The organism is Algoriphagus sp. SE2, assembly GCF_039563885.1.
In the GTDB taxonomy this organism is placed as follows: Bacteria; Bacteroidota; Bacteroidia; order Cytophagales; family Cyclobacteriaceae; genus Algoriphagus.
Map to the genome: position 1 here is coordinate 66,167 of NZ_JBCLWJ010000001.1, position 22,204 is coordinate 88,370.

Here is a 22,204-nt window from a genome sequence, read left to right on the forward strand (position 1 = left end):
ATCCCCATACCAGAGAACAAATTACAAACTAAAACTCGAAGATTCTGTTCTTATCCCAGTCTAAAAGCTTATTCAAACCTTCAACCGAGCTAGAGTAAACTTCTAGAGTAGAAGGATTCGAAGGATAGTTCTGTTCATCGAAAGAGACAATTCTATTTTCACTTCCACTGAAAAGAATCAAATTCTTCCATCCATTGGTAGATTCTTGATCTATAAATACTGGGTATTTGACTACGGAAAATCGAGTGATTACATCACCATGATTAGTGAGCAAAAGGAGGGTGCAACCTCCTGATCCACAGAAATAAGGGCCGGCAAGCCCTACCAAAATTTCTTTATTTCCATCAGCATTCAGGTCTATCTGATCATACATATATTTTCTATCAGCAGAGTCCAAGATAACTTTTTCCATATCTTCTTTGAAGACATCATTTAAAGTCAATCCGATTAGCTTTCTAATATTCCCTTGATCATCCTGAGTGAATTGAGATGAGGAGGTAGTAGGAGTTGCATCAGATTTTGGACTTCTGGAATTTATTTCTTCTACTTTCTCTAATCCTGGCTTATCATCCTTACAGCCAAACCATAAACAGCAAAATACCAGTGCTATGATCAGACGATAGGAATTTATGAGTGAAAAAAAGCCCGATTCTTCAGGCTTTTTTAAGGTTAGTGGATACATTAAGGAAGTGGCTTACTTAGAATCTTAGCCCAGCTGTCCAGAAAATACCTCTTGATTTACCTAGGTCTATTTGATCAACATCAGTTTGAATATTGGTAAGTGACCATTGATATGTAAAGTCAAGATAGAAAATAGCAATATCAAGTCCGAGACCTCCAAAAACTCCCCACTGAGGTGATTCTACCATGTCCTTGTCCAGAAAATCACTGTTAGTTCCAGTCACAATTAAACTTGATGCACCACCAAATACGCGAAAACCAGCAAATGAATCCGCATTGCCAAGAACATCTAATCCAACAGCTAAAGGAATCCTTATACCACTGTAAGTAGCATCTGTGACTGGAAGATTTCCTACTTGATTTACCTCAAAAGAATTAGTCTGATAGAAGACTCCCGGTTCAAAATAAAATTTTTCGCCAAAAGCTACACTACCTCCAATTTGCCATCCAATTTGACCGGAAGCATCTAATCCACTGCCTGTGATATTTGTGGTATTTACACCTATACCTGGCTTAATTTGAGTCTGAGCCTTGGAAAAAGAAATGCCCAAAACCAAAGCAAATAGAACTAAGACAATTTTTTTCATTGATTATGTAGATTTAGTTTCGCCCTAAATTCATCATACTAGACTAATACTGAAATTATGTCTCTGTATTTTTTATAACAGGACACGTTTAATTTATTAATAATGTTATTTTTAATTGTAATTTTTGAGCATGAAAAGTTTATTCCTAATTATTACCCTATTTAATAGTGCTTTTTTTGGATTAAAGGCACAAGACACAGTTTTTGTGGATAAGCATATCTTCCCATCACCTGTTAGAAACGTTTTCAATGTAGGCAGAGAAGTATATATCAAAACTGGAGAAAGCCTTTATTTATTGAAGGATGGAGAATGGGTGGATCAAAAAATACAGTTTAAAAAGGCCTATGTATTTTTTAAAGACAATTTTTATGAGTCGGATTTTATCCCAAATACTGAGCTTTTTGATGCCAGTTCAATGAAAGATTTAATCCCACAAAAGGGATTATTTATCACTACGGCAGCACAAAAAGGATCTCAACTTTTCATTGCCAGTGGAAGTGACTTATTCGAATACCATATTTTTGATCACTATACTAAAAGCTATTACAATAAATCCATCCGGGATATTTTTATTAATGACAGTTTGAAAGTCATTTCTACTTATTCTGGAATCTACATAAATGATACCTTCCGCTTGTCTCAACCAGAATATTCGAATGGACCATTAACCGTCATCAATAATTCCTATTACCTAAACTGCGATGAACTCTTTGAATTTTTTCCTCCAGATTCAACCTCGCTAATCAGTAATGCCACTAATATTTTTGCCGGCAACATTCGAAAGCTTGTTACATGGAATGGAAACACTTATTCTCAGAATACCCAATCCATCAATCTATTGTCAGATAAGTTCGATTTAACCCCCATTCATAAGGAGTATGAATATTTAGATTTAGAACCAATTCCTGAAGGTTTGCTTTTTTCGACTGCAGATGGCAAATGCCTCTTTTATGATGGAAATCAGGTAGTTCAATTAGTCGATATTAGGATTAGAATTAGAGATATCTATCCTTCTGAGAACATAATCTACCTATCTTCAGACGATGGGGTTTATACTTTTGAAAACTTAAACCCTTTGACTTTAAAAAAAATATCAGATACACGACTTAATGTTCACACAGAGAAAGACAATTTTGGTAATACCTGGATCTCCACTGAAAACGGTCTTTACATCCTATCAAAAGATTACCCCAAAGTCTTACCTATAATTGAAGGAATAGAATTCAATAGAGAGGCTTTTCTTTATTACAATGATTCAATATATGTGGGAGCAGTGGATGGGCTTTATACATTAAATGCCGTTGAAGTTTCAAAAAGCTATATTCCTGCAGTTATCAATAAGCTAGAACCCAATTCCCCATTTGGAATTCAACAAGTCTTATTGGTAATTCTCCTTCTAGGAATCATCGGAATTGTGGTTTATATCTTCGTGAGAAAGAAAAAATCAATCGTTTCAATTTCAGAAGATCCTAGATCCAATCACTTAAATCTTGAGCATTTGGAAGAATTAATCATTGAGAACAAATTAAATTCTGTAGAGGCAATAGCTAGTTATTTGGACACAAACACAGTTCAGTTGAACCGAAATTTTAGAGAGTTTAATATTACCCCGGGAAAATTTTTAAAAAAGGTAAAATTAAAACATGCTAAAAAATTAATAAATGAAGGAAAAAGCTTAGAAGAAGTGGGCAAAAAAATAGGGTATTCCTTAAGGTTTCTCAAAAATGAACTTCAATGATGATATAAAGTTTGTAACAACCCCAATTAAAATAATTTCCTAAAGAATTATTAGCTTCCTTTTTTGTGAGAAACAAATGAAACCAACTATGGACGGTAGCAAGACAACCCCTTCCGACTTGTATCAATATATTTTCGAATTACAAAAAACTACTTCCATCAAGTGGAGAAGTTCTACGGTAAAAGAACGGAGCAAAAGATTAGAAAATCTTCAAGATTGGATTTCCAATAATACCCAACGCATTAGACAGGCATTATATGAAGATTTTAAGAAGCCATTTCCCGAAACCGATTTAAGTGAAATCTATCCCGTCACTTCAGAAATCAAGCATACGCTAAAAAACCTAAAATCTTGGATGAAATCCAAAAAGGTTAGTTCCAGCCTTTCGATGTCCGGTACAAAAGGGAAAATAGTTTATGAACCTAAAGGAGTTTCACTTATAATAAGCCCTTGGAATTATCCCTTCAGCCTTGCCATTGGCCCACTTGTTTCTGCTTTAGCTGCTGGCTGTCCAGTCATCTTAAAGCCCTCCGAAATGACGCCACATACCTCTGGCTTAATTCAAAATATGGTAGTTGAAATCTTCGATAAATCAGAGGTCTCTGTTTTTAATGGAGATGCTGAAGTTTCACAGGCACTGTTACAACTTCCCTTTGACCATGTATTTTTCACTGGTAGTCCGACTGTTGGTAAAATAATCATGGAAGCAGCGGCCAAACAACTTAGCTCTATTACCTTGGAACTGGGAGGTAAATCTCCAACTATCGTTGATTATACTGCGGACCTAAAAGATGCTGCATATAAAATAGTATCCGGAAAATTTCTTAATTGTGGCCAGACATGTATCGCACCGGATTACATTCTTGTACATGAGAGTGTTCAAGAACATTTCCTAATGGAGCTAAAAGTTGCGATTCAAAAAATGTATGATCCAGATTATGAGGGAATAGAAAAATCGAAAGACCTGGCAAGAATAATCAATTTAAAAAATTACAACAGATTAAATTCTTTATTGGAAGATGCCTTGCAAAAAGGGGCGAATATAGAGTTTGGGGGGACAAAAAATCCAGAGACACTCTATATAGAACCGACAATCGTAACTAATCTGGATGAAAGCATGGAAATAATGCGGGAAGAAATTTTTGGACCGATTCTTCCAATAATTCCCTTTAAACTGATCAGCGAAGCGATTTCTATCATAAATAATAAGCCAAAACCCTTGGCCCTCTATTATTTTGGAGAAGAAAATGAAACGAGCGAAAAAGTAATTCAAGAAACCAGTTCAGGAAATACGGTATTAAATGACTGCGTTTTACATTATTTACATCCAAACTTGCCATTTGGAGGAGTAAACAATAGCGGAATTGGAAAAGCCCATGGATATTTTGGATACCTTGCCTTCTCCAATGAAAAAGGAGTTTTAAAACAACGAATCGGATTTAACAATTCTACTTTAGTAAAACCTCCTTATGATATTAAGACTCAAAAAATCATTTCAACCTTAATTAAATGGCTATAACTATGCAGATTTTTAGAATTCGCTTTTTCATTCTTCTTTCTTTTTCTGTTCTATTCTACTCTTGTAATAATGATACCGAAAATCCGGTCGTTGAACTTGAAGCGATAGATATTCTTAATGAATCTTACGGAAACACGGCTGAAAATAATATGGATGTATTTCTACCGGCTGGTAGAACTACTGAAGAAACCCGACTTTTTATTTATATCCACGGGGGAGCTTGGGTGAGCGGGGATAAAAATGAAATACTAGCTTTCAGATCACTTGTAGAGTCTTCCTTTCCTGGATATGCGATAATTTCTTTGAATTACAGCTTGTTAAATTTAGGAACAGGAACCGGACAATTCCCAGATCAGGAAAATGATATCATTGAGGCTATCAATTACATTGTTTCAAAAACGGAAGAATGGAATGTTTCTAATAACATCATCTTAGCCGGAGCAAGTGCCGGAGGACATTTAGCTTTACTTCATGGCTACAAGCATCAGGAAGTTGGTAATATTCAGGCTGTTTTAGCCTTATTCCCTCCAACGGATTTAAATTCATTATACGGCTTTAACGCATTAACCTCCCAAGGACTTCAGGTACTTCTAAACGGTACTCCGGAAAGTAATCCTGATGGATACACCGAGTCAAGTCCAATCAGCTTCGTTACACCAAACAGCATACCTACGGTTTTCTTCCATGGAACAAGCGATACTGTAGTACCAGTTTCACAAAGTGAGATTTTAGCTGAAAAACTGGAAGAAAATGAGGTGCCCTTTTACTTTGAAGCTTATCCAGGTGAAGGGCATGGCTTAAACTTTGGTCCTTACGCAGAGGTGATCCAAAAAGCTGCTGACTTTATTAATCAGGAATTATAGCAATAAAAAACCCCGCCAATGCGGGGTTACCATTTATTTCAGACTTTTTGAAGTCCCGTAGACTGTGCCATCGATTTAATGGCATTTACTACTTTTTCGGAAGGTTGAAGCTCGATCTGGTCTAATTGTCCCAAAGTGCTCAGCATCTCTACATATTCTTGCATCAATGACTCGTCATTATGCAAGGCTTGCACTAATAGCTCTTGTTCATCCTCCGTCATTTCCTGATAGATATATCTTACCAGGTCATTTGGGGTAAATAGTTTTATCATAGGCAACATTAAGGTGTTTCATCTTTTTTCTTAAATGGATCAATGCATACCGCATTCTTCCCAACGCAGTATTAATACTTACTCCTGTTTGATCAGCAATCTCTTGAAAACTCATATCTAAGTAATGTCTCATAACTAATACTTGCTTTTGAGCCTCAGGAAGTTCTTCAATAAGTCTTTTCACTAATTCAGCTGTCTCATCCCGCATTTGGCGATCTTCAACAGTCTCCTCAGCAAAGCTTAACGAATTGAAAATATTTGACCCATCTTCCATTTGGATCATGGGATATCTTTTCGCTTTCCTAAAATGATCTATTGCAAGATTGTGGGCTATTCGCATAACCCAAGGTTTAAACTTCCCTTCCTCGTTATATCTATCCGAGTTAAGAGTTTTCACTACTTTAATAAATACCTCCTGCAACAAATCTTCAGCAATTGACTGATCCTTAACGATAAGGAATATTGTGGTATATAACTTACTTTGGTATCTATCTACCAAAAGATCAAAGGCAGCTTCGTTTCCACTTCTATACTGAGCTATCAACTCACTGTCTTGAGGTCCTAGTTTTTTACTCATCTTCAGTTGGTTTATGAACAACGTAGAAGTTTATACCATAGTATTTATTTAGTGTGAAAGAATATGAAACAATTTTAAAAGTATAATATCAAAAACATCTCTGCAAAGATTTGTTTCAATTTTATCGGAATAATTTTTCAGAAATAATTGAAACAAAATATCCTTTCGTTAAAACCTCAAAGGACATCTTCTTTATTAAAAGGTTTATGAATTTTGAAATGAATAATTACCAATGACCATGCCAAAAAATGTTAAAATTTGGTTTAGTTTATATACTAATTTCCAACTTACTAGTCGGGAGTTTTACAGTCCTTTGATTACCTTCGTGATATTATACTTTAAAAAATTAGAAGATGGAACTAAGTGGAAAGATTATACAAATTTTGCCAGAAGTAAGTGGTAATTCCAGAAATGGAAATGCTTGGAGAAAGCAGGAATATATTTTAGAAACAGGCGGAAATTATCCAAAAAAGGTATGTCTATCAATTTGGGGAGATAAGATAGATCAGTTTGGAATACAAATGGGTGAGCAGGTTACCTTGGGAGTGGACTTAGAAAGCCGTGAATATAACGGGAGATGGTACACTGATGTGAAAGCTTATAAAGTTGACCGAACTGGATCTGAAAATAACGCTCCATCCCAAAATTCCATGCCTGAGGTAAGTAGTTTTCATTCAGACAACGAAGAAGACACGCTTCCATTTTAACTAAAGATTTTGAGATGTGGGATGATTTTGGAGATGATTCTGATTGGGATGAAGGAGATGAAGACAGCATCGAAAACCAACAAAATAAGATTTATAAACATCCTTTAATGCAAAAAGCAAAGGATATTATTAGACTTACACATGCTTTGGTTGGAAGTTTAGACGAAGCTAGAAAAGAATTGTATGGTGGATTGATGATGGAAGGTGCAACCATTATGAGTTCCAAATTCGCAAGCACTGAAGTACTTGAAGATTATGTCGCAAAAATGGAAAACGCGACAATTATGAAAGTACATGCTAAAAGCTTAAAAGCTATGACTTATCAATTAGCCGTGGAATCGACACATGCTGAAGAGCATCTCCAACTGCTAAGAGATGCCATTGAGGACTATCGTAAATTGTTTGTTGAATGGATTAAAGGTTTTGATGCTAGTGAAAAAAGTAATGATGGTTGGGGAATTTTTACAGATTAAATTTTCCCGCCACCAAAACTAAAACCCATCCAGGCACCAAAAATCATCAATAACACCGTGATCATGATCAATAAAATCAGGATGTTTAATGGGATTTCCCATTTTTCTCCGCTAATAGTAAATCGAATTGGTTTCTTCCAGTCCATATAAAAATGAAATGCGGCAAAGCGCCGCATTTTTTATTTCTTTAAGATTTCTTTCCAGCCTAAATCCTCAATTTTAGCAGCAGAAGCCTCCACTTTCTCTCTAAGTGAAGCTTTAAACTTATCCATCCTTTCAGCCACTTCTAAATCAAAAGAACCAACAATAGTTGCTGCTAAAATCCCAGCATTTTTCCCTCCATTTAGTGCCACGGTGGCCACAGGAATTCCGGATGGCATTTGAAGAATAGATAAAATACTGTCCCAACCATCAATAGAATTGGAACTTAAAATTGGAACACCAATAACTGGTAAACTTGTCAACGACGCCACCATTCCAGGTAAATGAGCAGCTCCACCAGCTCCTGCAACAATTACCTTTAATCCTCTTGACCTAGCAGATTCAGCATAGTCTATCATTCTTTGAGGGGTTCTATGTGCAGAAACTACTGTCAGTTCATATTCTACTCCGATTTCTTCTAAAAACTGGGCCGCCTCTGACATGATAGGTAAATCAGACTGGCTCCCCATGATAATTCCTACAGATGGCTTCATTAGATGGATTTAATTTTTATGAGCTCTTTAACTTTCATTGCTTTTGCTTTTAGTTTGGATACATCCTCATCCAAAACCGTTACATGTCCCATTTTTCGAAAGGGTTTAGTCAGTTTTTTACCATATAAATGGATATAAACGCCTTTCTCTTCGAGTGCTTTTTCTTGACCTTCAACAACAGCCAATCCGGTAAAACCTTCCTCACCCAACAAATTAATCATGGCTGCAGGACATCTTAAATCCGGGTTTCCAAGAGGCCAATTCATTACTGAGCGCAAATGCTGCTCAAACTGAGAAGTGAAATTTGCCTCGATAGTATGATGCCCACTGTTATGCGGCCTGGGTGCAATTTCATTGACTAAAACGTCTCCTTCTTTTGTCACAAACATTTCAACTGCTAGAATTCCAACCATCCCCAACTTCAAGATAACGTCCTTGGCAATCTCTTTAGCTTTTTCTTCTATCTCATCAGAAATTTCGGCAGGAGCAAAAAGAAATTCAACCAAATTTGCAGTAGGATGAAAGGCGCACTCTACAGCCGGGTAAACGACCAAATCACCACCCTCATTTCTTGCCACGGTCACCGCGATTTCTTTTTCAAAATCAATGAGTTTCTCAAGCAATCCTGGTGCATCAAATGCATTTTCTAGGTCTGCTTCAGTTTTTAACACTTGAACTCCTCTACCATCATATCCTTCTTTACCCAATTTATTTACTGCAGGCAGGAAGTTTTTATTGTGGATAACTTCTGATTTGTCTTCAGTCAAAATAAATTCAGCGGTAGGAATATTATTCTCTTGATAAAACTGCTTTTGCTCTCGTTTATCTTGAATCAGCTTGAGTATTTCAGGTTGTGGATAAACTTTCTTTCCTTCTTTTTGAAGTTTTATAAGTGCCTCTGTATTAACACTTTCAATCTCTACAGTTATGATATCGCAAGCTTGCCCAAAAGCATAAACCGTATCAAAATCTTTTAATGAACCTACTGAAAACTTTTGGCACAAATCCTTGCAGGGAGCATTTGAATCAGGGTCTAAAATGTGGATATCCTGATTGTAATTGATAGCGGATTGGATCAGCATTCTGCCTAACTGCCCTCCTCCGAGGACTCCTAATACGGTTGATTTTGATGATTGGGTCATAGCAAAATTTGAATCACGAAAATACAAGAATCTAGGGGAAGGAAAAAACCTTTATTGTTCTTGAAATCTTATTCCCATCAACTCCATTAGTTTATGGGCATTAAAACTAGGGCAGGGCCCTTGTTTAAGCTTATAATCAAAATTGATGGTATCATCTAATATTTCGGAATGAAAACTCCTGTTTTCCACCCCTTCGATTATACCTTCTAAAGCAGAAAGTTCAATGTCATGGGTGCTTACTATACCTAATGCTGAGGTTTTTGCAACTTGTTTGACCAGAGCTTCACTACCAGCGATTCTATCTTCTGTATTGGTCCCTTTTAATATCTCATCCAAAAGGAAAAATATCTTCTCCCCCTTTTCTAATCGCTCTATCAACGTGTGAATCCTACTCAACTCGGCATAAAAGGAACTGACACTCTCTCCCAAATTATCAGTATTTCTCATACTGGTATATAATTGGAAATCTCCCATCATAAATTCCTTTGCAAAAGGCTTTAATCCAATATTTGCCATTACAGCGTTGATGCCAAGCGTTCGCATAAACGTAGTTTTTCCGCTCATATTAGCTCCTGTTAACAAGATGAATTTCCTACTTTCCCCTAATTGGAAATCATTTGCGACAGCTTTTACCGGATCCAGCAAAGGATGAGTAACTTCAGAACAGGTCAATATTTGCTCAGAGGTCCAACTCAAATTACATGCGGCACCTACTTCTCTTTCAAAAGACCCGAGAGAGACAAGAACTTCCCAATCCTCCAACAATTCTGGAATTTTCCCAATTTCTTCTCCATGTTTGTTTATCCACAACTGAAGTTTTCTGGCCAAAAGTAAATCTGTCCATAAAAGGAGGTTTATCGGGATGTAAAGCAAATTTAACCTATTATCTATCCACAACCCCAATTTATCAAGTTGCTGAAAAAGTTGGGATGCGCTCTCCCTCTCTGTTAAAATCAACTGATGCCTTTCTTTTAAGAGAGGGGAATGGAATTGCCTCTTCTCAAGTTCAAATAACCATGTTGAATAGGCTTTTAATTGCATCCTGGATGGCAGTTTTTCCGTAGCCTCCTTTAAACTCTTAAAAACATAACCTAGCGGAGCTAGTCCTAATAGAATCCAAAGACCCAACAAAGCTCCCGGAAAAATTCCGAAAGTCACTAAGCCAATTAATATCAGTCCACCAACCGGTCCTATTACCGATAAAATAGTAAGAATGACAGGAATCGCCTTTCTTTTCCCAAGAAAGGTCTTCCAATTTGAGGTAGGCTTTTCTTCAGAATAAAATGCAATTCCACTGCTTTCCATGGCATCCAAAAAATCATGATTCTTTGAAAGTTCATAACTGGCCTCTTGAAACTTTTTGGCTTTTTCTTGATCAAATGATGATTTCATAAAATCTGCCAATTTAGTTCTAGCCCTTTTTGAAACCGTATGATTCACTAGCTGAAAAAGTGAATGATCTCCAAATAAATCTAAATCATTGGCAAAAGGATGTCCTTTATCCTGGAATTCCTTACCCCCGTCTATTTCTTCAAGTTTTCGTCTTTTTCTTTGCTCTGCTCTAATTAAAATTAACTGTAATGCTTTATAAATAGACTTCTGATCATTCAAAAAATTATATTTCTGAATAGAAATAACGAAGAAAGAAATGAGAATAAGGAATGGTAAAATCCATATGATCGTTTGGGATAAGGTGAGCACACCCGTAATTCCGATTACAATAAATAATACCAGTCTTAAAAGTGAAATACTTCCAGATTTTTTATTGGCTTCAGCTATCTTTTCTGAAAGCCTTTCAGTATTAAAATCGAATCCCTCCATGCCCAAAGATAGCACAACCCTCCTTCCTTGAAAAAGTATTATTTTTAAGGGTTGAAAATCAACCACTTGAATTTTTAATTCGTTTTATATTCTTGTAGTTTAACAATGGATCGTAAAAAAATCAGAAATTTTGAAAAAGAAAAAACAATCCTCTTCAACAAAAGAAGAAAATTTTGCAGAAGAGTGGGAAATAGGAAAAGGGATGGGAATTCTTCCGGATGATATTCCTTTAACACAAAATATAGGATGTGTTGGAGGTAAAACTAAGTCATCTAAAACAAAAACTCCTAATTCTAAAGAATAAGTCCTCTTTGGGTATTAAAATTTCTTCTTAGCTCAAAACCTATTTTAATTAAACTAGGCATGATTTTTTCGGTATTCCCAAAAATTTGATCTCAAACCCTAATTTAAAAATGAATCATTTTAAGAAATTTTCGCTGTTGCTGATTGCATTAATTGCACTCATAGGTTTTTCTTGTAGTTCGAGCGATGGTGACTCAGATCCATTAGTTGCCGATACATCGATCGTGTTGGAGGTATCTGAGGTAAATCAAAAATTTGAAGATTTAGATAATCTCACATTAGCCGTATTGGAGAATTCAGGTTTAGGCGCAAGGAAAACAACAACTTTCGCAGGAGACCTTTGTGCTTCAACAGAAATTTCCACCAACCAGGAAGAAAAAACCATTGTGATAGACTTTGGGGATGGTTGTACAAGCCCGAATGGTGTAAATAGAAAAGGTAAAATTATCTTAACATATTCCGGAGCCTTATTAATCCCTGGTGCAAGCATAGTTACTACATTTGAGGGATATGAAGTAAATGGGTTTAAAATTGAAGGAACTAGAACGATTACAAATACAAAACTTGATATTATTCAAAGTATGATTACACTTGCTGTCACGATAGAAAATGGAAAAGTTACATTTCCAGAAGGTGGATTTGTTACTGTGACAAGTGATCAAGTAAGAGAAATTACCCTAGGAAATTCTGGCTATGAAGCAAGTATAACTGGAACAGCAAGTGGAAATAGTGTATCTGGAGACCCCTATACCGCTACCATTACGGATGAGTTGAAAATTACCCAAAGCTGCATAGAATCCGGCGTTTATAACCCTATTAGTGGTCTTATTGAGTTTACTTATAAGGGAGTATCTATGAGTTTAGATTACGGTACTGGAGACTGTGACAAATCTGCAACGATCACCTATCCAGGAGGTGTCAAAAACATCACATTCGATTAAAAATATATCATTCTCTTAAAAACGGCTATCTTTCGAGGTAGCCGTTTTTATTATATGGAAAAGAAAAAGATTTCAGGTCACGATCATATTCGATATAAAAGACCCCAAATATCCGAAGTAGAAATGCTTAAAAAGTCCCGGGAATTCTTTAACCAAATGGATCAAAGAAGGACTGTTAGAGAGTTTGACACTCGTCCTGTAGCTTTAGAAGTAATTGAAAATATTATTAAAACCGCAAGTACAGCACCATCTGGAGCTCACAAACAACCTTGGACTTTCTGCCTTATCTCTAATCCTGAGATTAAAAGAAAAATAAGACTTGCTGCAGAAGAGGAGGAAAAGATAAGTTATGGGGGGAGAATGAGTGATACCTGGAAGGAAGATTTAAAACCATTAGGCACAAATTGGGAAAAACCATTTCTGGAGGAAGCTCCCTATTTGATCGTTGTTTTCAAGCAATCCTATGGAATGGAAAATGGTGAAAAAGTCCAACATTATTATGTGAGCGAATCAGTGGGGATTGCCTGTGGTTTTTTAATTGCTGCAATTCATCAAGCCGGACTTGTAGCGGTGACCCACACTCCAAGTCCTATGAATTTTTTAAGTCAGATCCTTGAGAGACCATCTCACGAAAAACCATTTCTTCTTGTTCCTGTGGGTTACCCTAAATCAGAAACCTACGTTCCGGATATAGAAAGGAAAACCTTAGAAGAAATACTTATTAGGTATTAAAAAAGGCGATCAAATTGATCGCCTTGATTCTGATAATATTAAAATCAGGAATTTTCTTCAGCAGCTTTTGCTTTGATTTGATGAACCACTCGTTGTGGGAAAGGAATCTCAATTCCGTGTTTTTCAAATTCAGTATTAATTGCTTCCATTCCTGCAAAATACATGGGCCACATATCTGCTGATTTAGCCCAAACTCGTACAACTATATCAAGAGAACTGTCTCCAAAATTATTTAAGGCCACGAAAGGAGCAGGATCTTTCAATGCTCTTGGGTCATTTTCAAAAATATTGAGAATAATTTCCTTTGCTTGCTTGATGTTGGTTCCGTAAGCCACTCCAACTTTCAATTCTGCTCTCCTAGTTTCCTGGGTACTCATGTTGATGATATCAGAGTTTGCCAGATTACCATTTGGAATAATCACCTCTTGGTTGTCAAATGTCATTAAATGAGTATACAATATTTGAATCTTATTAATCGTACCCGTATGGCCTTGCGCCACAACTACATGTCCCACCTTAAATGGTTTGAATGCAAGAATTAAAAGGCCACCGGCAAAATTGGAAAGTGAACCTTGCAAAGCCAGACCAATGGCCAGACCAGCTGCACCGAATATCGCTAGGAACGAACTTGCAGGCACTCCCAGGATCATCAACACGCCTCCAAACATGATAACATATAGAAGAAGCTTTGCTAGGCCATAGAGAAACTCGTTTAATGAAGGAGCATCATCTCTGCGCTCAAGAAATTTCTTTAAAGTCTTTAATAATTTATTGACAATAAATTTTGCGATAAAATAAAAAAGTAGGGCTCCAAGGATTCTTAACAAGATACTCATTGCCAGGCTAATGCCTTCTGCATATAGAGCGTCCGCAGTTTCTTTAGAAATTCCAAATTCTTCCATTTTTAAAATTGTTTTGGTTAATGATTTTTTAAAATAAAATGTTCACTTGCCAGCGAAACGCCCAATGCCAACTAATAGTAAAATCGGTTATTCCTGACTTTCGGAGGATATTTTCCCAGTCGTTTTTTGAAAAACTTCTCAAAACAGATAGAGAAGCATCGTTCTGGACCATAGCCGACTTGCTAAATAAACTAGTCAGGAATTTAATACTATAAAAAGCAAACCAATGTCTATGAAGATCATTGATCACTATTCCCAAACTAGATTTTGCCTTGAGGGACTTTAATAAGCCAATTAATTCGCTGTCTGTAAAATGATGTGTAAAGAGCGTGCAAGTAGAAATATCTACTTTATCATCTGAAAATTCAGTGTCAAAAACATTCTGAACTTTTAAGGAAATTTTGGGTAAGTCTGATAACCTAACCGAAGCAAGTTCAATAATGTTCCGATTAGCATCTACGCCTGTAAAAGTAACCTGTTCTTTTTTATTTTTTGCCCAATCATACATGACTCGGATCATATCTCCACCTCCACAGCCAATATCCGCAACAGAATAAGATTCTTTTGGATATTTTTTGAAAATTTTAGAGAGACCATTAGTAGTCACATAATTTCCTCCCAGCCATTTATTGATGGTCTTTAGTTCCCGTAAAGTTTGGGCTAATTCTTCACCAGAACAATCCAGATCGTCCATCAACTCTTTTTCAGTACTCCTTTGAGAGAATTTACCCATTATTTTTCCAAATGAAGTGTTTCCAAAGTCAGACCTGGACCAAAGCCAAGGGACAAAATATCTCCAGATACTGAAGGATCTTGAAGCATTCTCTCAAGGACAAAAAGGATCGTAGCGGAAGACATATTGCCAAAATTTCTAAGAACTTCCAAAGCATGAAAATTAACTTTAGGAGCTAGCCCAAAAGCTTCTTGAACCTTTGTTAATATTTGTTTTCCACCTGGATGGATTGCAAAATTTTGAATTTGTGAAACTTTAAATCTTTTTTCAAAGATCCCTTTTAATTGATGAATTCCTTCATCAAGAAGCGATGGAATATATTTGCTAAGCCTCATTTCAAAACCGAAATCTCCTATTCCCCAAGCCATATCTTTTTCTCCTTCCCGAATCACCTTACTCATATATGATTTGATTTTTAAGCCTTCCTTAGAATTTTTGACCAAAGCTGCTGCGGCACCATCCCCAAAAAGAGAATTTGCCAAAATATTATCCTCTACATACTCCTTTTGAAAATGCAGCGTGCATAGCTCTACCGAAACCAAAAGAACATTCGCTTCAGGCTCAGCTTTAAGGATTTTATCAGATAATTTTAATCCGGTAAATGCAGCATAGCAACCCATGAAATGTATACAGTACCGCTCCACAGAATCACCTAAACCCAATAGATTCATAAGCTCAAGTTCAACACCCGGAGCTACCATTCCTGTACAGGAAACTAAAATTAAATGGGTTATTTCTTTTGCCTCAGTAGATGCCTTGCTCAGACATTGTTTTGATGCTTCAAAAGCCAATTGAGGAGCCGTTTTGGTAAATACCCCCATTCGGGATTTCGTCCTCGGAAAAGGTGCTAACTCATTGTTATTAGGAAAAAAAGTAAAGTCTCCCGGATCTTTTTTCTCAAAATCCAATAAAACACTGTGCCTTGTCTCAATACCTGACTTCCTATATAAGTATCGCAGCTTTCTAGCTTCTATTTCATCGAGTTGATGGGCAAACTTCATAAAACCTGCTATGGAGGCCTGCTTAATCGGCAGACCCGGATTAGCTAGACCAATACTAACGATACTAGAATTCATAGGATCAAGTTAAAGGATATTTTCTAAATTGAATGCTTGCAATTACAACCTTCGCAATTTGATAAAGTTATAGAAGCAATTAGAACTACGATATGATCACCGTTTCCAGTTTAAGACATCTAAGAATTCCTTTTTCATTATTCTTAATGCCTGTCTTCTTTTTTGCTTTGGCTTTGACCCCAAATCACAATGATTCAAGAATTTTATGGGTTTTTTTAGCCCTTCATCTATTCCTCTATCCTTCCAGTAATGGGTATAATAGCTTTTACGACCGAGACGAGGAAAGTATCGGAGGCTTAAAAACTCCTCCTAAAGTTACTCCGGATTTATTTTGGTTATCTATGTTATTTTTCGCATTAGCTATTCTGATTGGATTCCAGATCAATTGGGAGTTTGCCAGCATGATCCTTGTATATGGCTTGGTAAGTATGGCTTATAGTCATCCTGCTATCCGAATTAAAAAATTTCCTTGGGCAAGTTGGTTTATCGCAGGATTCTTTCAGGGGTATTTTACATTCGCAATGGCTTATGTTGGATTAAGCAATTTGAGTTGGTCGACCTTACTGAAACCTCATGTCATTATTCCAGGTATGCTAACCAGTTTGATGCTTTGGGGATCCTATCCATTAACACAGGTTTACCAACATGGTGAAGATTCAAAAAGAGGCGATTTAACCTTGAGTTTGAAGCTGGGGATTAAAGGAACCTTCTATTTTGCCAATGTATTCTTTATCCTCACAGGAATAGCCTTTGTTTGGTATTTTATAGAAAAAAATCAAGAAAATGTTTTATGGGTCTATTTAGGAGCGATGGCCCCCATCATTTTGTATTTCCTCATATGGTTTAGTTTTATAAGGACAAATGCTGAAAAATATGCATCCTACAGTTGGGCTATGGGGATGAACGTCATTTCAGCATTATTTTTAAATGCATTCTTTATCTATTATTTCTTTGAAAACACTCAAATCTTGCAAGTCTTTGGTTACTAAAACGGCTTTCCATGAGTGTTTTTAAGGATCAAACTTGCAAGACCTGGAAAATTTTTGATCAATTTCCCAGCAAGGATAGAACTCTTGTTTGCTCCAAAAAGTAATTGAGTTTTCCTTCCTACCCATAATCTTCTTTGGAAGAGCTTTTTCCATTCTAACTCATATTTTTGCTCTATTTCACTTCTTTCCTTGTAGTGTAAAATAGTTTCAGCGGCAATCTTGCCTGATTGAATTGCCATTGCCATTCCATTTCCGCACAGTGGCGTGATCAAACCCGCAGCATCTCCAGCCATAAGAATATGATTTTCTACAAGTTTTTTGGGTTCAAAATTGATCTCATTGATCACTTCTGGTTTATCCAGTAAAAATTCACTTTCCGAAAATAATCTTTTCAAGAAAGGATTCTTCCATAACACCTGCTTCTCCATTTCCTCAATAGAACCAAACTTCCGAAGTTGATCTCTACTTCCAAGATAACAAATATTAAACTTATCGTTTTCAATGGCATTAATCCCGCAATAACCTCCTTCAAAATTATGAAGAGCAACTGTATTTCTTGATTCATCAGTTTTTAAATGATACTTCACCCCAATGAAAGGACTTCTTTTTTCAATAAAAGGCCTATTCAATACTTTATCCAATTTTGACCTTTTACCAAAAGCACCTATAACGTGTTTTGAAGTAAGAATCGTGCTATCGGATAACTCAATTTGAAAATGGTTCTCCTTATTATTGAAATCAACATCAAAAACTTGAGTTCCTGTTAGAAAATTAACTCCTACTTCTTTTGCCCTCTTGAATAAAAAATAATCCAACTCGTACCTACTTATCCCAAAACCACCAAGATCAAGCGGAAGAGTAGCTGATCTTCCAATAGTATCTGAGAATAGAAAGTTTTCAATAACTGGAAGATCTAAATCAGGAGGAATCAGCCCTTCAAGTTTCAAGAATCTAAGTGCCTCATTGGACACATACTCCCCACAAACTCTATGAAAAGGATAGCTCTTTTTTTCTACTAATCTCACTTCCATACCATTCTTGGCAAGCATGTATGCTGAAACCAAACCTGCTAGGCCCCCTCCTATAATAACGACTGAAGTAGAATTACTCAAAGATTTACCTTTAACTCTAAGATTAAACCGCTTATCAAAAATTAAGTTTTGAAGATCAACCTTAAGTGAAAATCAGGGTTATTTTTGATTGCAATTAAATGTTTAAACTAATAAAAAATATGCTACCCAAATTATTTCAGAGATTTATCTTAATGATTTGCGTATTAGGAATCTTTATGCATGCTGAAGATTCTTTTGCGCAAAAGAAAAAGAAGAAAAATTCTAAAAATGAGCCCGCTGCTCCTACAGCTCCAGCTAGACCTTCCAACGGTTCAAAATCAGGACCGAAGCCATATAAAGATGTAATCACAAAAGATGCAAAATCAAAAGACGGACTTTTCAAAGTTCATCAGATTGATGATAAATACTTTTATGAAATCCCTGAAGATATGTTCGGGAAGGATATGTTAATGGTTACTACCATTGCAAAAACTGCAGACGGAATTGGTTATGGAGGTGAAAGGACTAACACCTTGATGCTAAGATGGGAAAAGAACAATGATGATGTGCTCTTGAAAGTAGTTTCAGTAAACAACTTTGCAGCAGATTCACTTCCTATTTCCATGGCTGTCAAGAATTCAAATTTGGAGCCTATCCTTCAGAAATTTGATATTAAATCTAAATCTACCGACTCAACTGGTGTGGTGATCGAAGCTACTGATCTTTTTAGCAAAGATGTACAAGCTCTAGGTTTGCCAAGAAACAGAAGAACAGGTTTCAAGGTATCTCGATTGGATTCTGATAGATCCTACATCGATCATATTCATACCTACCCAATAAATATTGAAGCGCGTTATATTTTAACTTATGCAGCTGCAGCACCTCCTTCGAATAGTTCAACCGGGCTAATTACTTTGGAAATGAATTCTTCAATGATTTTACTTCCTGAGGAGCCAATGATGCAGAGATTAGGAGACCGACGAGTTGGTTGGTTCAGTAGATCAATCGTGGATTATGGTTCTGATGCTCAAAAAGCAGCCAACAGAACTTTCCTTGACAGATGGAGACTAGAGGTGAAAGAAGAGGATATGGAGAAATTCAAGAACGGTGAGCTAGTTGAGCCCAAAAAGCAAATTGTTTATTATATCGATCCTGCGACTCCGGAAAAATGGATTCCTTACCTAATCGCCGGTGTGGAAGATTGGCAAGCAGCTTTTGAGGAAGCAGGTTTCAAAAATGCGATTACCGCAAAGAGAGCTCCTAGCAAAGAAGAAGATCCTGATTGGAGCCCCGAAGATGCACGTTATTCTGTGATCAGATATTTTGCTTCTGACATTCAAAACGCATATGGACCGCACGTTTCTGATCCAAGAACAGGAGAAATTTTGGAATCTGACATCGGTTGGTATCATAACGTAATGAACTTATTGAGAAACTGGTTCTTTATTCAGACTGCAGCAATCAATCCAGATGCTAGAAATGTCAAATTTGATGATGAAGTGATGGGAAGATTGATACGTTTTGTTTCTTCTCATGAAGTGGGCCATACCTTAGGGCTACCTCACAACTTTGCTTCATCTCATGCATACCCAGTTGAGAAACTAAGAGATGCAGCGTTTACTCAGGAAATGGGAACCGCACCTTCTATTATGGATTATGCCCGCTTTAATTATATCGCCCAGCCAGGTGATGAAGGAGTAAGCTTGATGCCAAATGTTGGTCCATACGACAAATATGCGATCGCCTGGGGCTACAGACCTATACCAGAAGCATCAACTCCAGAAGAGGAGCAATTGACGCTAGATAAATGGATTACATCTAAAAATGGGGATCCTATTTATCGTTATGGAAGGCAAGGGAATAGCTACGATCCTACTGCTCAATCAGAAGATTTAGGGGATAACTCCATGAAAGCTTCCGAATACGGCATTGCCAACTTGAAAAGAATCGTACCAAATCTAGAGGAGTGGACGAAAGAAGAAGGAAAGCCATTCAAAGATTATGATGACCTGGAAGAAATGTATGGTCAGGTGGTAACACAATTCAATCGCTACATGGGACATGTCAGAACCAATGTGGGTGGAGTTGCAGAAATCTATAAATCAGCAGGTCAGGATGAGCCTGTATATATCCATACTTCAAAGGAAATTCAAAAGTCAGCTGTAGAATTTTTGAACAAAGAATTATTTGCAAGCCCAGCATGGTTGATGGATGATGCAATCTTTGCAAGAATTGATGATTTCGGTGCTTTGGAGAGAGTCAGAGGCGTTCAAGCCAACACTTTGAATGGAATTTTAGAGTGGGGAAGACTAGGAAGAGTTATTGAAAATGAAGCACTAAATGGATCAGATGCTTATACAATGACTGAGTTATTCAATGATTTGAGAAAGGGAATCTGGACAGAACTATCTTCTGGCAAAACCATTGATGTTCATAGAAGAGCCCTACAAAGAGCCCATATCGAGCGATTGGAGTATTTATTGACTCAGGATGAGCCTTCAGTTTCTGCTGCTTTCAGAAGATATGTAGGACCTCAGATTAATGCTTCCCAGTCAGATATTCGACCTGTGGTAAGAGGAGAATTAAAAACTTTACAAAGACAGGTAAATGCTGCTATTTCCAGAACATCAGATAACATGTCAAAACTTCATTTAGAAGATTTATCGGCTAGAATCGATGCTATTTTAGATCCAAAATAACAGGCATTAAACAAATGAAGAGGCTCCTTTTTGGGGCCTCTTTCATTTAAAAAGGAATTATTTTCTTGTAATTTAGTGTTTCCAAAAAGTAAATGTCAAGCCCCCATTCCATATTGCAAAGTCACAAACTGCGAATTACAGATTGCAGACTGGAAATCATTCGTGAGTTTCTTGAAAAGCAAGTGGCTTTGGCTCATTCCGACTTGGAAGATAGTCTGGATAATCAATTTGACAGAGTAACTATCTATCGCACTCTAAAAACTTTTGTAGATAAGGACGTAATTCATAAAGTGCTTGATGATAGCGGAGGGGCTAAATATGCCCTTTGTTCACATGAAGAGCATGAAGAACACAGTCATGAACATGTTCACTTTAAGTGTGAGATTTGTGGGGAAACGACTTGCTTAGAATCGATAACACTACCTTCTATAAAACTTCCCTCCGGATTCCAAAAAAAAGAAATGAGCTTATTGGTACAGGGTATCTGTAAAAAATGTCATTAAAACTCCACAGGTTCGGGTCTAGAATTTCTAGGGGCATCTGAGGGCCAAATGACTCCAGGTGGCAAATCAATTTTTGGAGGAGTGAAATCCTCTATTCCTCCATCTCCATCATCTCCATTTCGGTCTCGCTTTTTCAGAGAGTTGCGAGTTAAGGTGGCTACGAAATAAATCAAAATTACATAAGCCAACCCACAGAGCACCAAATCTATTACTAAACTACTCATGGCTAAAAATTTTATAAAAGATAATCCAATACTCATTTTAAATCAATGCCTTTGGCAAATTGTTTTCTATAAATCATGATTTTATGATTTTATTCGACTTGTTTAATCCCTCGGATACTTGGATATTTGCGCACTGAAAATAAAAGTGATGATAGTAAAGACGAAAAAATACCAACTGGAAACAGGAACTTATATCAAAATGGGACTAGTTCACATTCTCAAAGAGCAATGGTGGGTTATTCCAATTGCTTTGGCGATTATGTGTGGCTATTTCTGGATTCCTTCTATCTGGTGGATTATTGGGGCCCTTATTGCTTATGGGCTTTATGTGTTGTTTTGGGCAATCCAATTTACCGGTGTGACTCAAATGGAACAAAATAAAACCATTTTTGAACGAATGGCCTATGAGATAGACAGCAGGCAGATCCTAATGAAAATTAATGCGCGTCAGGGAATGCCTATTCAGTGGAATATGATCAAAAAAGCAGAAGTGAAAAAAGATGCGTATGTTCTTTATCTTTCCAAGGCACAGTTTATCCATCTTCCATTCAGAATTTTTAATTCAGAAAACGAGCGAAAGTTTATGGAAACAATTCTAAAGCGGAAAGAATTGATCAAATAATTGAATGCCTTCTGAGAGAAATCCAGAAGGCTTTTTCATGAACCTGAAATCTTTTATTAGAATTTGATTTAATTTTTTCAGAGAAAAATATATGGTCAAAATGGTAAAAAAGTGAATCTATTCAATGTGTTTCAGAAATTGTGACCCTACTTGCGCAGGCATAAAAAGTATAACACAAGCAGTAAATAATATTAAGACTATATAAACCTTTACAAGATTTCTTTGAAATACTGTTCACTTTTTTGACTAGCAAGAAATACGCTCCGATGAAAAAAAAAGAAACCACAGTGACCAAATAAATATATGAAAGAGGTGAATTATTAATTGCGGTTAATCCATAAAAAAAGCCTATC

Annotated in this window: 25 protein-coding genes; 12 read left to right on the forward strand and 13 right to left on the reverse strand. The window is 36.6% G+C overall.

Annotated elements, in window-relative coordinates:
* Nucleotides 1-28 precede the first annotated feature (28 nt).
* Nucleotides 29-682 (reverse strand): hypothetical protein, encoded by a 654-nt coding sequence (locus AAGF08_RS00160; RefSeq protein WP_343508848.1) that lies wholly within the window; start codon nt 680-682, stop codon nt 29-31.
* Nucleotides 683-698: 16 nt separating this feature from the next.
* Entirely contained in the window at nt 699-1,268 is a 570-nt protein-coding gene (locus tag AAGF08_RS00165; RefSeq protein WP_343508849.1) for an outer membrane beta-barrel protein, read from the reverse strand.
* A gap of 130 nt (nt 1,269-1,398) precedes the next feature.
* On the opposite strand from AAGF08_RS00165, the gene AAGF08_RS00170 reads away from it, so the two are divergent.
* The 3 genes from AAGF08_RS00170 (at nt 1,399) to AAGF08_RS00180 (ending at nt 5,388) form a co-directional block, all read left to right on the forward strand.
* Nucleotides 1,399-3,006, forward strand: coding sequence for a hypothetical protein (locus AAGF08_RS00170; RefSeq protein ID WP_343508850.1), 1,608 nt, complete (start codon nt 1,399-1,401; stop codon nt 3,004-3,006).
* A 76-nt stretch (nt 3,007-3,082) separates the two neighbouring features.
* Complete coding sequence (locus tag AAGF08_RS00175; RefSeq protein ID WP_343508851.1) at nt 3,083-4,525, forward strand: aldehyde dehydrogenase family protein; 1,443 nt, start codon at nt 3,083-3,085, stop codon at nt 4,523-4,525.
* Entirely contained in the window at nt 4,516-5,388 is an 873-nt protein-coding gene (locus tag AAGF08_RS00180) for an alpha/beta hydrolase (protein WP_343508852.1), read from the forward strand. Before AAGF08_RS00175 ends, AAGF08_RS00180 begins: the two co-directional genes overlap by 10 nt.
* A 38-nt stretch (nt 5,389-5,426) precedes the next feature.
* On the opposite strand, the gene AAGF08_RS00185 is transcribed toward AAGF08_RS00180, so the two are convergent.
* Both AAGF08_RS00185 and AAGF08_RS00190 read right to left on the reverse strand, forming a co-directional pair.
* Complete coding sequence (locus AAGF08_RS00185) at nt 5,427-5,660, reverse strand: hypothetical protein (RefSeq protein WP_343508853.1); 234 nt, start codon at nt 5,658-5,660, stop codon at nt 5,427-5,429.
* Nucleotides 5,635-6,237, reverse strand: a complete 603-nt coding sequence (locus AAGF08_RS00190) for a sigma-70 family RNA polymerase sigma factor (RefSeq protein WP_343508854.1) — start codon at nt 6,235-6,237, stop codon at nt 5,635-5,637. The genes AAGF08_RS00185 and AAGF08_RS00190 overlap by 26 nt, the downstream gene beginning before the upstream one ends.
* A gap of 353 nt (nt 6,238-6,590) precedes the next feature.
* Between AAGF08_RS00190 and AAGF08_RS00195 the strand changes: the two genes are divergently transcribed.
* Both AAGF08_RS00195 and AAGF08_RS00200 read left to right on the forward strand, forming a co-directional pair.
* Nucleotides 6,591-6,944, forward strand: coding sequence for a DUF3127 domain-containing protein (locus AAGF08_RS00195; protein WP_343508855.1), 354 nt, complete (start codon nt 6,591-6,593; stop codon nt 6,942-6,944).
* Between the two features lie 14 nt (nt 6,945-6,958).
* Nucleotides 6,959-7,417 carry a hypothetical protein gene (locus AAGF08_RS00200; RefSeq protein ID WP_343508856.1) on the forward strand — a complete coding sequence of 153 codons (459 nt, stop codon included), beginning with the start codon at nt 6,959-6,961 and terminating at the stop codon, nt 7,415-7,417.
* On the opposite strand, the gene AAGF08_RS00205 is transcribed toward AAGF08_RS00200, so the two are convergent.
* Genes AAGF08_RS00205 through AAGF08_RS00220 form a run of 4 tightly spaced genes read right to left on the reverse strand, consistent with a single transcriptional unit; the run spans nt 7,414 to nt 11,075 of the window.
* Nucleotides 7,414-7,593, reverse strand: coding sequence for a hypothetical protein (locus AAGF08_RS00205; RefSeq protein WP_343508858.1), 180 nt, complete (start codon nt 7,591-7,593; stop codon nt 7,414-7,416). The genes AAGF08_RS00200 and AAGF08_RS00205 overlap by 4 nt on opposite strands.
* A 3-nt stretch (nt 7,594-7,596) precedes the next feature.
* Nucleotides 7,597-8,112, reverse strand: a complete 516-nt coding sequence (gene purE, locus AAGF08_RS00210; protein WP_343508859.1) for a 5-(carboxyamino)imidazole ribonucleotide mutase — start codon at nt 8,110-8,112, stop codon at nt 7,597-7,599.
* Nucleotides 8,112-9,254: a 5-(carboxyamino)imidazole ribonucleotide synthase gene (locus tag AAGF08_RS00215; protein WP_343508861.1), complete on the reverse strand. Its 1,143-nt coding sequence runs from the start codon at nt 9,252-9,254 to the stop codon at nt 8,112-8,114. Before AAGF08_RS00215 ends, purE begins: the two co-directional genes overlap by 1 nt.
* A 51-nt stretch (nt 9,255-9,305) precedes the next feature.
* A complete protein-coding gene (locus AAGF08_RS00220; RefSeq protein WP_343508863.1) occupies nt 9,306-11,075 on the reverse strand; it encodes a DNA mismatch repair protein in 1,770 nt (589 codons plus the stop codon).
* Between the two features lie 130 nt (nt 11,076-11,205).
* Between AAGF08_RS00220 and AAGF08_RS00225 the strand changes: the two genes are divergently transcribed.
* From AAGF08_RS00225 to AAGF08_RS00235, 3 genes are all read left to right on the forward strand, one after another.
* Nucleotides 11,206-11,379 carry a hypothetical protein gene (locus AAGF08_RS00225; RefSeq protein WP_343508864.1) on the forward strand — a complete coding sequence of 58 codons (174 nt, stop codon included), beginning with the start codon at nt 11,206-11,208 and terminating at the stop codon, nt 11,377-11,379.
* A 109-nt stretch (nt 11,380-11,488) separates the two neighbouring features.
* Nucleotides 11,489-12,319, forward strand: a complete 831-nt coding sequence (locus AAGF08_RS00230; RefSeq protein ID WP_343508865.1) for a hypothetical protein — start codon at nt 11,489-11,491, stop codon at nt 12,317-12,319.
* A gap of 54 nt (nt 12,320-12,373) precedes the next feature.
* Nucleotides 12,374-13,051, forward strand: coding sequence for a nitroreductase family protein (locus AAGF08_RS00235; RefSeq protein WP_343508866.1), 678 nt, complete (start codon nt 12,374-12,376; stop codon nt 13,049-13,051).
* Between the two features lie 44 nt (nt 13,052-13,095).
* Here AAGF08_RS00235 and AAGF08_RS00240 read toward each other — a convergent pair whose 3' ends face one another.
* Genes AAGF08_RS00240 through AAGF08_RS00250 form a run of 3 tightly spaced genes read right to left on the reverse strand, consistent with a single transcriptional unit; the run spans nt 13,096 to nt 15,762 of the window.
* On the reverse strand, nt 13,096-13,953 hold the full coding sequence (locus tag AAGF08_RS00240) for a mechanosensitive ion channel domain-containing protein (protein ID WP_343508867.1): 858 nt from the start codon (nt 13,951-13,953) through the stop codon (nt 13,096-13,098).
* A 28-nt stretch (nt 13,954-13,981) separates the two neighbouring features.
* Nucleotides 13,982-14,686 carry a methyltransferase domain-containing protein gene (locus tag AAGF08_RS00245; RefSeq protein WP_343508868.1) on the reverse strand — a complete coding sequence of 235 codons (705 nt, stop codon included), beginning with the start codon at nt 14,684-14,686 and terminating at the stop codon, nt 13,982-13,984.
* Entirely contained in the window at nt 14,686-15,762 is a 1,077-nt protein-coding gene (locus AAGF08_RS00250; RefSeq protein ID WP_343508869.1) for a type III polyketide synthase, read from the reverse strand. Before AAGF08_RS00250 ends, AAGF08_RS00245 begins: the two co-directional genes overlap by 1 nt.
* 92 nt (nt 15,763-15,854) lie before the next feature.
* On the opposite strand from AAGF08_RS00250, the gene AAGF08_RS00255 reads away from it, so the two are divergent.
* Complete coding sequence (locus tag AAGF08_RS00255) at nt 15,855-16,751, forward strand: UbiA family prenyltransferase (RefSeq protein ID WP_343508870.1); 897 nt, start codon at nt 15,855-15,857, stop codon at nt 16,749-16,751.
* Here the strand turns inward: AAGF08_RS00255 and AAGF08_RS00260 are convergent.
* A complete protein-coding gene (locus AAGF08_RS00260) occupies nt 16,748-17,863 on the reverse strand; it encodes an NAD(P)/FAD-dependent oxidoreductase (RefSeq protein ID WP_343508871.1) in 1,116 nt (371 codons plus the stop codon). The genes AAGF08_RS00255 and AAGF08_RS00260 overlap by 4 nt on opposite strands.
* A 152-nt stretch (nt 17,864-18,015) precedes the next feature.
* On the opposite strand from AAGF08_RS00260, the gene AAGF08_RS00265 reads away from it, so the two are divergent.
* Nucleotides 18,016-20,502 carry a zinc-dependent metalloprotease gene (locus AAGF08_RS00265; RefSeq protein ID WP_343508872.1) on the forward strand — a complete coding sequence of 829 codons (2,487 nt, stop codon included), beginning with the start codon at nt 18,016-18,018 and terminating at the stop codon, nt 20,500-20,502.
* 92 nt (nt 20,503-20,594) lie between these two features.
* A complete protein-coding gene (locus tag AAGF08_RS00270; RefSeq protein WP_343508873.1) occupies nt 20,595-21,005 on the forward strand; it encodes a transcriptional repressor in 411 nt (136 codons plus the stop codon).
* On the opposite strand, the gene AAGF08_RS00275 is transcribed toward AAGF08_RS00270, so the two are convergent.
* The gene (locus AAGF08_RS00275; RefSeq protein WP_343508874.1) at nt 21,002-21,229 is read right to left on the reverse strand and encodes a hypothetical protein; all 228 of its coding nucleotides are present in this window, start codon (nt 21,227-21,229) and stop codon (nt 21,002-21,004) included. The two genes, AAGF08_RS00270 and AAGF08_RS00275, sit on opposite strands and share 4 nt — an antisense overlap.
* 148 nt (nt 21,230-21,377) lie before the next feature.
* On the opposite strand from AAGF08_RS00275, the gene AAGF08_RS00280 reads away from it, so the two are divergent.
* Nucleotides 21,378-21,851 (forward strand): YcxB family protein, encoded by a 474-nt coding sequence (locus AAGF08_RS00280; protein ID WP_343508875.1) that lies wholly within the window; start codon nt 21,378-21,380, stop codon nt 21,849-21,851.
* The last annotated feature ends 353 nt before the right edge of the window (nt 21,852-22,204 follow it).